This window comes from Rhodococcus sp. NPDC055112, from assembly GCF_053607505.1.
Genome location: NZ_JBSGTR010000012.1, coordinates 1 through 13937 on the forward strand (window position 1 = coordinate 1; position 13937 = coordinate 13937).

At 64.4% G+C, this 13937-nt stretch carries 9 protein-coding genes and 2 pseudogenes; 3 read left to right on the forward strand and 8 right to left on the reverse strand.

Annotation, left to right across the window (positions count from 1 at the left end):
- Positions 1 to 1674, reverse strand: a pseudogene (locus tag ACWFRB_RS08560) (hypothetical protein); the annotation flags it as partial.
- Between the two features lie 439 nt (positions 1675 to 2113).
- Positions 2114 to 2470, reverse strand: a complete 357-nt coding sequence (locus ACWFRB_RS08565) for a sigma factor-like helix-turn-helix DNA-binding protein (protein ID WP_452640273.1) — start codon at positions 2468 to 2470, stop codon at positions 2114 to 2116.
- 497 nt (positions 2471 to 2967) lie between these two features.
- Between ACWFRB_RS08565 and ACWFRB_RS08570 the strand changes: the two genes are divergently transcribed.
- A complete protein-coding gene (locus ACWFRB_RS08570; protein WP_452640275.1) occupies positions 2968 to 4932 on the forward strand; it encodes an Ig-like domain repeat protein in 1965 nt (654 codons plus the stop codon).
- On the opposite strand, the pseudogene ACWFRB_RS08575 reads toward ACWFRB_RS08570, so the two are convergent.
- The 6 genes and pseudogenes from ACWFRB_RS08575 to ACWFRB_RS08600 all read right to left on the reverse strand — a co-directional run bounded on the left by ACWFRB_RS08575 (position 4929) and on the right by ACWFRB_RS08600 (position 11653).
- Positions 4929 to 6087 (reverse strand): annotated as a pseudogene (locus ACWFRB_RS08575) (IS30 family transposase). The gene ACWFRB_RS08570 and the pseudogene ACWFRB_RS08575 sit on opposite strands and share 4 nt — an antisense overlap.
- Positions 6088 to 6625: 538 nt before the next feature.
- Positions 6626 to 7138: a S1 family peptidase gene (locus tag ACWFRB_RS08580; protein ID WP_452640277.1), complete on the reverse strand. Its 513-nt coding sequence runs from the start codon at positions 7136 to 7138 to the stop codon at positions 6626 to 6628.
- Positions 7139 to 8169: 1031 nt separating this feature from the next.
- Positions 8170 to 8628, reverse strand: coding sequence for a GlcG/HbpS family heme-binding protein (locus ACWFRB_RS08585; protein ID WP_452640402.1), 459 nt, complete (start codon positions 8626 to 8628; stop codon positions 8170 to 8172).
- Between the two features lie 167 nt (positions 8629 to 8795).
- Positions 8796 to 9224, reverse strand: coding sequence for a S26 family signal peptidase (locus ACWFRB_RS08590; protein ID WP_452640279.1), 429 nt, complete (start codon positions 9222 to 9224; stop codon positions 8796 to 8798).
- A complete protein-coding gene (locus ACWFRB_RS08595) occupies positions 9224 to 10615 on the reverse strand; it encodes a GntT/GntP/DsdX family permease (protein WP_452640281.1) in 1392 nt (463 codons plus the stop codon). The genes ACWFRB_RS08590 and ACWFRB_RS08595 overlap by 1 nt, the downstream gene beginning before the upstream one ends.
- A gap of 258 nt (positions 10616 to 10873) precedes the next feature.
- Complete coding sequence (locus tag ACWFRB_RS08600; RefSeq protein ID WP_452640283.1) at positions 10874 to 11653, reverse strand: IclR family transcriptional regulator; 780 nt, start codon at positions 11651 to 11653, stop codon at positions 10874 to 10876.
- A 662-nt stretch (positions 11654 to 12315) separates the two neighbouring features.
- Between ACWFRB_RS08600 and ACWFRB_RS08605 the strand changes: the two genes are divergently transcribed.
- Complete coding sequence (locus ACWFRB_RS08605) at positions 12316 to 13050, forward strand: SDR family NAD(P)-dependent oxidoreductase (protein ID WP_452640285.1); 735 nt, start codon at positions 12316 to 12318, stop codon at positions 13048 to 13050.
- Between the two features lie 37 nt (positions 13051 to 13087).
- The gene (locus tag ACWFRB_RS08610; RefSeq protein WP_452640287.1) at positions 13088 to 13933 is read left to right on the forward strand and encodes a fumarylacetoacetate hydrolase family protein; all 846 of its coding nucleotides are present in this window, start codon (positions 13088 to 13090) and stop codon (positions 13931 to 13933) included.
- Positions 13934 to 13937: the final 4 nt, after the last annotated feature.

Below are 13937 nucleotides of genomic sequence, written 5' to 3' on the forward strand. Positions count from 1 at the left end.
CGGTACCGGGTCCGAGCCGGGGGCGCGAACGAAGTTGTTCTCGAAGAGCGTGGCGGCGTTGTCGGCGATCTTGATCACCGAGTAGTCGAGGCCATTGAGGACTGTCTTGTCGAAGTTGCCGTAGCGATCGTCGAAACGATCGCCGACGACCTTGAATGCGATCGAGGAGTAGAGGGTGCCTGCGGCAGGTGCGTCCGTGTCGCAGTGCCCGGCGGAGATGTTCACCGCGCGGCCGGATGCGTCGGTGCCGTTGAAACCGAACGAGCAGAAGCCCTTGCCCCCGTCCTCTTTCTCGGTGCCGTACATGTCGCCACCTAGGACGGCGTCCGCGGCCGGCGGCTTGGGCTTGGTGGTGGTGGGCTTAGTCGTGGTGGTGGCGTCGGCCTTGGCGACGGTGACCTGCGCGGTGGTGGTCGATCCGGTGACGCCGTCACGGCCGGAGAAGGTCGCCCTCATGGTCACCTTGCCTGCGGTCTCGGGCACCCACTCCATGGAGGCGGTGCCGTCGGCGCCGACCTGGACCTCTTCGTAGCTGTTCTTGTCGTCCTCGAACACGACGTTGCCGCCCGCCGCCGCGGGGTTGACCCTCGCGGTGACGGTCGTGACCTTGCCGACCTTCGCGCCGGTCACCGGGCTGAGGGTGATGGTGGAGGCGACGATGGGGCTGTCCGCCTTGGCGACGGTGACCTCTTGGGTGGTCATCGATCCGGTGACGCCGTCACGACCGGAGAAAGTGGCCTTGACGGTCACCGCGCCGGCAGTGTCGGGGTACCACTGCGTGGTGGCGGTGCCGTCGGCGCCGACCGATACGCCGGAGGCGATCGGTTCGGGGTTGGCGCCGTTGACAACCTCCTCGAACAGGACCTCGCCGCCCGCTGCTGCGGGGTTGACCGTCACAGTGAGCGTGATGGCCTTGCCGACCTTCGCGCCGGTAACCGGATTGAGCGCGATGGTGCTCGGTTCCGCGGGCTTGGTCGGTTCGGTTGTCTTGGTCGGCTCGGTTGTCTTGGTCGGCTCAGTGGGCCTGGTCGTTTCGGTGGGCTTGGTGGGCTTGACGGGGTCGGATGAGCCGAGCGAGCCGAGCCCCGGCAGTTCAGACGAGCCGCCCGGTCCCTTCGCCACACGCACGAAGCCCAGGAAGTCAGGCAGTTGCAGGCCCTGGCCCTCGGCGGTGTCCTTGACCTCCAGTGCGATGTCGTTGGCGGCGGGATCGATCGCTGTGCCGTTCACGAGGCCGGCCAGCGGTGCGGGGAGCTGCTGAATCCAGGCGCTGACCTGGCCGAGCAGATCGGACAGGACCTTCTCGCTGCGCGCCTGATCCTTGACCTGATAACCCGCGGCCTCCACCGCGGTGCGAGCGGCGGCCTTGTCGGGTCCGTCGGCCAGGCCGACCAACGGCGCGCCGGCCGCATCGAGCCAGACGCCGGCGAACGCGGTGGGGAACTTACCGCGGAGCGTGTCGGCGAACCTCAGCAGTTCCTGCCCGGTCTCGGCCTGCTCGAGGTACTGGGCCGGACTGAGACCGAGATCGCGCTGGATCGCGGCCACCATGTCCGCGGGCAACGCGGGCGTCGGGGCGGCGGGTTCCGCCTGGGCCAGGGCCACACAGGGCGCGACCAGAAGAACTGCCGCGGCGCCGATCATCACGGCACGGCGGACGCGTGTACTACGCATGGGGACCTTTCGGTATACGGGTAGACCAAGACGTTGGGCCGGGTCGGTCGCGGGAACTGTAGGGGCGATACACGCCGTTGGCTACCGAAAATTGGTGGGATGAATGCACGGGCTCGGCGGCATGCGTCGGCCGCCCGGGCCTTGCGGGTGGGGGCATCGCCCCGGGAACCAGAAAAGGGGCCTTAGGCTGAACCACTCCCTGGAAGTTGGAAAAGGACTCACGCTGGTCAGCTGCTGGGGGTTGTCATCAGCGGCGAGCAGCAGCAACGCCCTGGCTGCCCGGTCGACAGATCAAACACAAGGCATCGTGGTCAGTCGTGACAGTTGGCGCATCAGCTCAGGTTCGGGATAAAGCGTTGTAGCGCCCGACGCCGAGGATCCCCGCGATTTCGGTCTGACTCGTACTGTTATCGCACGAACTCACACCGCGCCGTGCAGATCAGTTCTGCACCGGCTGTTGGGTTTTCGCCTCGTGGATTCTGGCCTGCACCTCACGTGTGAGTTCGAATACCTGCTCAACAATCGAGGGAGGCCGCTGGGCGGCTTCGGCTTTGTGGGCGCGGTGCAGGATCGTGCCCACACCGCCGACCGTCATGCCGACCTGGTCCGCGATCTCCCGCAGTTTGAGGCCCTCGGCGCGCATTTCCAGTACCCGGCGGCGGCGCTCGGCGGCCCGTGCCTCGTACTCGGCCCGAGGCTCGGGCATTCTGTTGCGTACCCGGCGCGGTGAGACACCGGGCTGCTCCGCGGCTTCGCGGGCTGAGCGGGTCCGTCGTGCGGGGGTTTCAGCGCCCACCGGTGGGTTCCTTCCTCATAAGGTCGCGGTCGCTCGCGCGCCGCGTGTTGGTGGCCGCGATCTCTCTCGTGGCGCTGTGTCGGTCACCCGTCGGCCCCACCGGCTGATGCGCCAGCAGACGGGCCCGCTTCGTCGACGGCGAGGCCATCGGCACAGAACGCGGCGCTCCGGCCTACCGGAACAGGCCACTGCGTTCGGTCACCCTCCTCGTGCGCTGACCTCGCGACGGCCGCGCCGGACTACCCACGGGCGGAACGGTAGTACAAATCGGACGGAGCTGAACAGTAATCCCATATGTATTGACAAGGCACAGTTGTCAGTAGGGATCGCGCGTGGATACCGGCGATACCCGCACCGGAGAGTTGTGGCGGCCCGGGTGCGCCCCGCCCCATATTCATCCCACCAATTATCGGTGGCCAGCGGCGGGAATCACCCCTACAGTTCCCGCGACCGACCCGGCCCAACGCCTTGGTCTACCCGTATACCGAAAGGTCCCCATGCGTAGTACACGCGTCCGCCGTGCCGCGATGATCGGCACCGCGGCAGTCCTTCTGGTCGCGCCGTGCGTGGCCCTCGCCCAGGCGGAACCCACTGCCCCGACGCCGGCGTTGCCCGCGGACATGGTGGCCGCGATCCAACGCGACCTCGGTCTCAGCCCCGCCCAGTACCTCGAGCAGGCCGAGACCGGGCAGGAACTGCTGAGGTTCGCCGACACGCTCCGCGGCAAGTTCCCCACCGCGTTCGCCGGCGTGTGGCTCGACGCGGCCGGCGCCCCGTTGGTCGGTCTGGCCGACGGACCGGACAAGGCCGCTGCCCGCACCGCGGTGGAGGCCGCCGGCTATCAGGTCAAGGACCAGTCGCGCAGCGAGCAGACCCTGCACGATCTGCTCGGCCAGGTCAACGGCTGGATTCAGCAGCTCCCCGCACCGCTGGCCGGCCTCATCAACGGCACCAAGATCGATCCCGCCGCCAACGACATCGCACTGGAAGTCAAGGACACCGCAGAGGGACAGGGCCTGCAACTGCCCGACTTCCTGGGCTTCGTGCGTGTGGCGAAGGGACCGGGCGGCTCGTCCGACCTGCCGGGGCTCGGCTCGCTCGGCTCGTCTGACCCCACCAAGCCGACCACCACCAAGCCGACCGAACCGACCACCACCAAGCCGACCGAACCGACCACCACCAAGCCGACCGAGCCGACCACCACCAACCCCGGCGCCTCCACGATCACCCTCAACCCGGTCACCGGCGCGAAGGTCGGCAAGGCCATCACCCTCACCGTGAAGGTCAACCCCGCAGCGGAGGGCGGCGACGTCCTGTTCGAGGAGGTTGTAAACGGCGCCAACCCCGAACCGATCGCCTCCGGCGTAATGGTCGGCGCCGACGGTACCGCCACCACGGAGTGGATGCCCGAGACCGCCGGCAAGGTGACCGTCAAGGCGACCTTCTCCGGCCGCGACGGCGTCACCGGATCCACCACCACCCAAGAGGTCACCGTCGCCAAGGCCGACAGCAACACCGTCGCCTCCACCATCGCCCTCAGCCCGGTTACCGGCGCGAAGGTCGGCAAGCTCGCCACCGTCACTGCGAGGGTCACCCCCGCGGCGGCGGGCGGTAACGTCGTATTCGAGGATGACAAGAACAGCTATGAAGAGGTACCGGTCGGCGCCGACGGCACCGCCACCATGGAGTGGTTGCCCGAGACCGCAGGCAAGGTGACCATGAGGGCCATCTTCTCCGGCCGCAATGGCGTCACTGGATCGACCACCACCGCGCAGGTCACCGTCGCCAAGGCCGACGCCACCACCACGACCAAGCCCACCACCACCACGCCCAAGCCGCCGGCCGACGCCGTTATGGGTGGCCAGCATTACTTCACCGGCGAGACCCGCAACGTCAGCTGCTCGTTCGGTTTCAACGGCACCAACGGCGACGGCGAGGTGGTGAACATCTCCGCCGGACACTGTGACTTCCACCGCGAGAACGTGGGCGGGTTGAACGCCACGAAGGCGGCGATGGGGCAGAACTTCATCGGTGAATTCGATAAGGCAGTAGTCGATGGTGGCGACTACGCGGTGATCAAGATCTACGACGGCGTCGCCAAGCGTTTCCAGAACAACCTCGTTGACACCTACGGCGGGGACCCGCTACGCATCACCGGCACCGCAGATCCCGTGGTCGGGGCGCCGGCGTGCAAGTCCGGCAACACCACCGGCTTTACTTGCGGCAAGATCACCGGCGTCAACGAGTGGATAATCAACTCGATGGTCCGCGTGCCCAACGGCTTCGTCACGACCGCGTGCACGATACCGGGCGACAGCGGTGGAGCCATCGTGACCGGTACCAAAGCGCTGGGCATCACGAGCGCCACCAACGGGGACTGCGACGACAAATCCAAGGGGTTTGGGACGCCGATCAACTCGATCCTCGCGGCCACCCCCGGCCTGAAGGTCCGCACCAACTAGTGGGTTAGCAGATCACGCAGACGCTCGGCTGGGGTATCCCAGTCGAGCGTTTTGCGTGGACGGGTGTTGAGTTGGCGAGCGACGTGTTCGAGGTCTTCGGGACCATGAACACTCAGGTCAGTGCCCTTCGGGAAGTACTGACGCAGAAGACCATTGGTGTTTTCGTTGGTGCCGCGTTGCCAGGGTGAGGCGGGATTGCAGAAGTAGACCGGCATGGCGGTGGCCATCGTGAACTGCTTATGCCGCGCCATCTCGCAGCCCTGGTCCCAGGTCAACGACCCACGCAGGTGCGCGGGCAGCGTCGAGATCGTGGCGATGAGCCCGTCGCGGACGGTCTCGGCGTCGTGACCGGCTGGCAGGTGGACCAGCATCGTGTAGCGGGTCGAGCGTTCAACCAACGTCCCGATCGCGGACCTGTTGCCCGTCCCACAGATCAGGTCCCCTTCCCAATGCCCGGGAACCGCCCGGTCTTCGATCTCGGCGGGCCGGTCGATGATCATGATCATCGGGTCGGCGAAACGGTGAGAGCGCCGGTCCGGACGGCGACGTGGCGCCCGCCGGGTCCGTCCGGTGCACAGAGCCTGGGCGACCTCTCGTTTCAGGCCACCCCTGGCCTGGAGGTAGAGCGCTTGGTAGATCGTTTCGTGGCTCACCCGCATACTCTCGTCGTCGGGGAAGTCCTTGCGTAGTCGGTGTGAGATCTGTTCGGGAGACCGCTGACACGACAGTCCCTCGATCACCGCCGCCCGCAGGGCTCGGTTTGGCCACCAGTTTGGCGTGTTTGGGGCGCTGCCGTGCCGCCGAAGCGTCCCGATTGGCCCGATAGGGCAGATAGCAGCCGCCCACCCGGTGCGCCCGGACCTCCCGCGACACCGTCGATTTGTGCTTGCCGATCCGCGCAGCGATCACCGTCAGCGACTGCCCAGTCACCAGACCGTCGGCGATATCGAGCCGGTTCTGCAACGACAGATACCGATCGCCCGTCGATGCTGGTCCGTCGCTGTCGATCTTGGTCACCGCAGATTTGTATCGAGTGCCGCGTTCCACCACGGTGCCGTCCGAATGGATTCTGCCCGGTCCCGCCCGTCGGACTCCGTCGCGCCAATCCCTGGCAGTCCGCACATTCACACCGACCTCGGCCGCAGCGTCACCCATTGACCAACCATCGGCGACCAACTCCAGGAAACGCCGCCGGGCCTCGGGTTTACCGACCACGATCCGACCTGCCTCGAGCAAGCCCTCCTCGAGCAAGATCCGGCGGGCCACCGAAAAGCTGACCTCAGCAGCCTTGGCCGCATGCGCAACCACACCAGTCTCGGTGAACGTGGCTTTGATCAGTGCCCGGTCCTGAGGCCGAGACGGTCCTCTGGGCTTGCCGACCGGGCGCCCGGCCGCCCGCAGGATCGCATAACACCGATACCGCGAAATACCCAGCGCTACCGCAGCATCGGCCACCGATATCCCCGCCTCGATCAACGAGGCCAACCGGTCACCGAACTCCGCCACATCCCCAGAAAACGACACGGCCGTCGCAACTCCCAAATCGAGAGTGTTGCGACGACCGTGTGAACCCGCCCTCGATTCCCGGGGCCGCCTCGTGCTTCTAGATGGCTCGACTGTCAGGCGCAGGCCGGCGACAGTGAAGGTGCGGCGACGCTCGTCCGCCCTGACCGAACGCCACGTCGATTCACACTTAGGGGCTCAGCTCCGCCGCCGGCGATCGCCCGGAGCGCCTCGTCGTTGGTGGAAGTCCGGGCGCCGCGATCGCCACCTGTGTGATGAGCGCAGGCCCATGCCACGCGCAGATGCTCCGACCGAGCACATAGCCGCGCACGTCTGCCACAAAGCTGGAACGTATCCAAATTGCTGTGTGATTTACGGCCATCCCATCTCCACGGCCGGGGTTGGCCGCGAGGACCGACTTGATCGGCTGCCCCCACACAGTCGTGGAGTGGCCGCACTCCCCGTTGGGGATGTTCGCGGTGCCGTGTGAGATGCCCAGCGCCTTGGTGCCGGTCGCGATGGCTCCACCGCTGTCACCCGGCAGCGTGCACGCGGTCGCTATGAAGGCGTTGTCTACGCTGAGGTCCGGGCGGTATGACCACTGGTCGACGGCGGTGATCTTGCCGCAGGTAAAGCCGGTGGTGTTGCCGGACTTGCACGCCGGTGCCCCGACCACAGGATCTGCGGTGCCGGTGATCGGCAACGGGTCAACATAAGAACTTCCCAATCATTCTCCCGTAAAACTCCCGACATCCCACGCTTCTGCGAGATCGTTCCAAAGACTTGATTTTAGGCTTCGAATTCGTTCTTCTTCCATGTTCCGGGGTTTCAGTGCAGACTCAAGGCCGGCAAGGAAGCTCGAGCGACGAGATAATCCAAAAGTGATGAACAATTCATCGTCGCTGGCCCCACCGAACGGAGCCCATTTGATTGCGAATTCCACAAGAGCATTGCTGCAGTAGGGTAGCGATCTGGCTGCATTGAGGTAGCGGCAGATTCCGAGCGATCGGCGTACCCACTGCGCCTGCCTGTCGGCACTCCATGTGGCACGTAATCGGCCAGCTGCGCCAGTCGTCGGCTTCATTACTGGTGGATGTCATTCATCGGATGGGTAGCGGATCCTGCTTGATTCTGCTGCTTGCGGGCTCCAATCCATGGCTTCGATCCATCTCATATTTGCATGGGCAACTGCGATATCGGCCACCAATCGCCGCACCAGTCCCTCGCGTTGGGTTCTGATCAGACTAATGATGGCAATTAGAGCGTGGACGATGAGGAACAATGCGATCTCCTTGAGATTGACTCGGCGAGAAGAGAGTGAAATTCGTCCACAGGATCAAGCGCGATCCGTGATCGATTCCCATTCGGACGCCGTCGACGTTGTAGATCTCCCACAAGTATTAGGACCAGCGAGGTCAGGAGATGGATGCCCACAGGAGCGATGGCCGTCCCGCACGTCTGGTCCTGGTCACGCCAAGCCAGGCCAGGTCAGGCCAGAGACGACAACACAGGGTCCGCATCTGTCAATGCCGCAAACGGGGCCACCCTCGACAGGCGCCCTTGCGGTACAGGCTACCCAGTTCGCGACCTCCTTCCGCGTAGTTCGATACGTCGGGCGGCGCCCCCGAGAGTGGAGGCCGATGATCCGCGGCCAGACGCGGGACCCGGCAGAACAACCTCATTCCTCGAGTGCTAGTGCTGTTCTGCCGGACTCACGAATGTGCCCTCCTGAAATCAGGCGGAGGATCCGCAGACTTCGAGGACCTCGGTCGCCACGGCCATACCCTGGGTGTCGTGACCACCACTCAGGCCGATCGAGCCGATCGGTCGACCGTCCCGAGTTTGAGCGGCTCGTCGTCCTGAATGATGTCGTTGCCACTGATGTGTCAGGATGTCGAAGGCGATCGAGGCGTAGGACTTGTTCTGTGCAATGTCGATCGTCAACTCGGGTGCCCCGTCCTTCCGGGAGAACGCCAGCAGGTAACCGCCGGCGTCATGGATCGCCACCGAAACGTTGAGCGACTGAGTGGATGCGGTGTGGATTGCTGCATCCAGGACGGCCTGGGCGCTTGCTGTGTGATGGTCGTCAGGTCGCGTGTCATGGGACCGGTCGTCGTTTGGGTCATGTGTCTCTTCTCCATGTCGAGCAGGTGCAGATCCGGGATCAAAGCGATCAAGGATGTTCGGGATCAGTGATCATTCGACGAAAGCTATTGTGGTGAAATATGATTGGCGATTGACCGACATCAACATCGCCTGCATTGATGGCCTGAATGAATGAGCGAACGACCTCCTCCGGGGGGCCGTCATCGTGGGCGTGGTGACATGTTCGTGAGCGGTTTGGCGGCGGGAGTCGTTGCCTATCGGGACTCGTCCCGGGCCCGTCGCCAGAGGCGAACCAGACTGTCGGGACGACTTCTTGGAATCGAGTCCTTCGAGCTGGTCCGGTTGTCGCCCTTCACGCACACGCTGTCCTCCGGCCTCGCCACCGGGCCGAAGAACACCTCTTTGCACGGGACAGCGTTGTCAGGCGATGTCCGGCTGTCGACGTACGGCTCGACCAAGGTCTTCCAGTCGACCTTCACCCCTTCGTCACCGGGCCGGCACTTCACTGTCTGTCCGGATACCGCCACAACACGTTTGACGAGATACGGTCGATTCTGCGGCGCTACAGCAGCGATCTTGGTCCGGCGAAACATCGGCCAGGGACTCCGTCTTTCGGTTGGCGTCGACGCGATTCGATCTCTGTTCGAATCGCCCCGACGGCTACTGCGTTCCGGAGGCCGCATCAGACGACCAGGCTGAGCCCCAGGATGCAGGTGATCGACACGAGCGATGCAATCGTCTCGACGACGGACCAACTCTTGAGTGTCTGTCCGACGGTCATGCCGAAGTACTCTTTGACCATCCAGAATCCGGAGTTGTTGAGGTGCGAGACGAGCAGGGAACCGGAGCCGACGGCCAGGGCGACTAGGGCGAGGTTGACATCGTCCGCCTGGGCGGCGATCGGCACCATGATCCCTGCGGCCGTCACAGTCGCGACGGTGGCCGATCCGGTTGCGCATCGGATCGCCACAGCGATCAGCCACGCGAGAATGAGGGGTGAGATATCCCATGCGGAAGCGGATTTGGCGATGGCGTCGCCGACTCCGCTGTCGAGCAGGATGTCCTTGAATCCGCCGCCGGCGGCGATGATCATGACGATCCCGGCGATGGGTGCGAGTGCTCGGTTGATCAGATCGGAGAATCCGTCCTTCGCGAAGCTAAGGTGACGGCCGAAGGTGACCATCGCGACGAGGACCGCGATCAGCATCGCCACAGTGGGAGTTCCGACGAAGTTGGTGAAGCCGGTGACCGCGGTAGTCCCCGAACCGAGCCCTGTGAGCTCGACGATGGTCTTACTGAGCATCAGTATCAGGGGAAGGAGGAGCGTTCCGAGGGTGGCTGCGAAGCTGGGCCCGGCCTTGATCTCGGCGTCGGTCTTGTCCAGGTCCGGAATGAACTCGGGCGGCGGTGTCGGAGAGATCCGTCGTGCGATGAAGTTGCCGTAGACGGGACCGGCGATGATCGCGGTCGGGACCGCGACGATCAAGCCGTAGAGCAGGGTTTGACCGAGGTCCGCGTTGAGGGAAGCGACCGCAGCCAGGGGACCGGGATGTGGCGGTACCAATGCGTGCAGCACAGACAGTCCCGCGAGAACAGGGACGCCGGTGCGGAGTATCGATCCGCCAGACTTCCTCCACACAGCGAAGATGACCGGCATCATCATCACCAGTCCTACTTCGAAGAACAGCGGGATGCCGATGACGATCGCGACGAGTGTCATCGTCCAGGGGAGCATCCGGGTTCCAGAGGGACCGACCAACGTGGACACGATTCTGTTTGCGCCACCAGATTCAGACAAGAGCACACCGAGGATCGCGCCGAAGCCTATGAGAAGGCCAACATCGCCGAAGGTGGCGCCGGCGCCGTGGAGGAAAGACTTGACCGTCTGCGACGACCCCAGGCCGGCCACAAGTCCTAGCGTCAAGGAGACGATGGTCAATCCGAGCATCGGGTGCAGTTTGAACTTGCTGATCAAGAAGACCAGCAGTGCGATCGATAGCACAGAGTAAGTGATAAGCATGGTGTCGTGCCGAGTCCATGCCTCCACGGGCTCGGCGAGCAGTTCAATTGACATTGGGTCTCCGACTGACAGAGGAAGGACGCACTGCCCGGCATCCGGCAGGTCGCCGTCCTGAGAGGTTGGGTGGGACAAGAACTTCGGAAGCGGTCGGCGCAGCTCACTCAATTGACATGACGTCACCCAGGGCAACGTCACGCCATCAGCGCTCGTTGCGATCGGGCGAAGCGAGGGCTGTCGACCCGAGGTGTCCACTGAAAGCTGCTCCCGCCACGGGCTCGCGGGTCCGTCGGCCTCGCTGCATATTGATTGGAGTCAGAGTGCTCCGGCGTTGACTCCGGCGAGTTCGTCGGTCACAGCGCGGGCCGTTTCACGCACGGCCAGTCCGAGCGCGGTCAGTCTTGGTGCCATGCGGTAGGACGGGCCGGAGATGCTCACCGCGCCGATGGGCCGGCCGGCTGCGTCGACGATGGCACTTCCCGCGCAGGTGACCTCCGGACGGTTCTCTTCGTCTTCGGTTGCATATCCGAGCTCGGCGGCCCGATCGAGCAGGTCGAGCAGGTCCTTGCGCGACAGAGTCGACCTGCGCGCCCCGGTGTTCAGATCGGCCTCGATCACCAGTGCACGACGGTCCTCGGCCGGAACCCGGGAGAGGATGGCGCGTCCCAGGGCCGTTGTATAGATCGGCTCCTGATGTCCCAGTCGCGACTCGAGGCGAATCGACTGCGAGGACTCGACCTTGTCGATGTAGGTGATCTTTTCACCGTCGGTGACGCCGAGGTGCACGGTTTCGTCGACCAGGTCCCGAAGTCTCGTCAGGTGGGGGCGCGCGATCGACCGAAGATCGAGTTGGTCCCTGTAGGTCTCGGAGAACTTCAGCACCTTGCCGGTGAGTCGGTACAGGCGATCGGTGGGATCCTGCCTGATGTAGCCGGCTTCGCGCAGAGTGGCGAGGAGGCGCGAGGTCGTTCCTTTGTCGAGCCCGGTGGCCATCGACAGCGCTGTAACACTGCTGCCTTCGGTGTCCGTCGCGATGCACTCGAGCAGAGCCAGGCCACGCAGCAGCGTCCTCGCTCCTGCGGGCGCCTCGGCCATAGCCATCCTCCTCGATCGATCGTGGTCGGCCTAGCAGGCCGACGGTGGTGGTGCGCTGCAGAATAGTCGAACGTTGCGGACGCTGCAATCGAGTGCCGAATAGCGCAACAGAGCGGTGCAAGTTCAAATCGACTACACAGCAGCGTCTTACGGAATTTCCGATCCGATGTGCGTGACCAGATCGGAGCACGGTTGTCATCGTGAGCCTCCTTTCGCAAGTCGAACGCGTCGCGGCGGCCATGCGCTGCACTTACCTGCAATCCCAGGCGGAAGCGTTCCGGTGCGGGTTGTTTCGAACGTCGACCACGGTGGACGGCACCGTGCTCTGCGTCACAAGCTAACAGCAAAGTTGCAATAGACACAATGGGGTCTCAGATGATGCAACTTGGCAGGAAGGTCGCGTTGGCAGATGCATCACTCCCCACTCAAGGCGAGGAGCGGCGTGATCAGCGGACTGGGCGACGGTTGACATGGTCCGCACGTGCGCCCTACGGTTGCAACCGTGTTGCACATCATGCAACTCGGTTGTGGAATTGATTGATGGCCGGTCGCCTGTCCCGTCGAGTGATCGGTCGAGACCTGTCCGGGCGCCCACTTCGGCCACCCATAGCGATGTTTGAGCAGGCAAGTCCTCGACTTGCCTGAATCCGAGAGGTTTGTGAATGAGTAGATTCGAGGGTCGCCGTGTCGTGGTGACCGGCGCCGGATCCGGGATTGGGTTCGAGATGACGCGCCTGTTCCTGGAAGAAGGGGCGCAGGTTGTCGCTGCCGACCTCAACCCGGCGAGCGCTCCTGAGGGCGCGCACAAGGTGGCGGTCGATGTCAGCTCTTCCACCGATGTTGAACGGATGACGTCCGAGGCCATGGGATTCCTCGGCGGCGTCGACATCCTTTGCAACAACGCTGGCATCGGGTCCACCACCAACGTCGTTGACTCGACTGTCGACGAGTGGGACAAGGTGTTCGCCGTCAATGCGCGCGGCACCTTCTTGTGCATGAAGTACCTCCTGCCCGGCATGCTCGAACGTGGCTCAGGTGTCATCGTCAACACGGCGTCGGCCGCGGCGATGATCGGTCTGCCCGACCGCGCCGCCTACTCTGCGAGCAAGGGCGCAGTCATCAGCCTGACCAAGCAGGTTGCGGTCCAGTGGGCCGACGCGGGCATCCGATGTAACTGCGTTTGCCCGGGAACCGTGGACTCGCCGTGGGTGGGTCGCCTTCTCGACGAGGCCGAGGATCCGGAGGCACGGCGTGCCCAACTGACCGCCCGTCAGCCAATGGGGCGACTCGCCCAACCGATCGAGGTGGCTCGAGCCGCCCTGTACCTGGCCAGCGACGACGCTGCCTTCGTTACCGGAACAGAGCTCGTCATTGACGGCGGGATCCTCGCCGGCTGACGGCGCTTCCTATCCAGAAAACACTAAGGACACTCTCATGCGATTTGCATCAGTCAACGGCCGCGCCAAGATCGTCAAGAACGACAAGGCGGTCGACGTCTACGAAGCCAGTGGTGGAAAGTTCGGGCCGAGCCCGGCAACTGTCTACGACCAGTGGCAGGCCTTCACTGCCTGGGCCGCCGCAGACACCACCGAGGCCGCCGAGCAGTTCGACCCGACAACCGCGAACTCCCCCACCCCCACACCGCGTCAGGTCTTCGGTATTGGCCTGAACTACCAGGCCCACCAGATTGAGTCCGGTCTGCCCAAGCCCGAGGTGCCGCTGGTCTTCACCAAGTTCCCCAGCTCCATCACCGGCGCACACGGAGTCGTTGCACTGCCCACCGACCAGGTCGACTGGGAGGTGGAAATGGCCGTGGTGATCGGGGCTCTCGCTGTGGGTGTCAACGCCGCCGACGCCTGGTCCTACGTGGCAGGTGTGACCGCAGCGCAGGACTTCTCCGCGCGCGATGTGCAGATGCGCCCTGCCGGAACGCCTCAGTTCAGCCTCGGTAAGTCGTTCGCAGGCTTCACTCCGATGGGACCCGTGCTCATCACTCCGGACGAGTTCCCCAACCCGGACGACATCGCCGTCTCGTGCGATCTGAACGAGACCACCATGCAGTCCAGCTCCACCGCGGACCTCATCTTCAGCGTCGGTGAGCTGATCGAGTACTTGTCCGCGATCGTCACGTTGCTGCCCGGCGACGTGATCTTGACCGGCACCCCGTCCGGCGTCGGTCTGGGCCAGACCCCGAATCGTTTTCTCACCAAGGACGACCAGGTCGTCACTCGCGTCGACGACCTGGTGATGAAGCACACGTTCGCGCCCGCGCAGGGTTAGCACC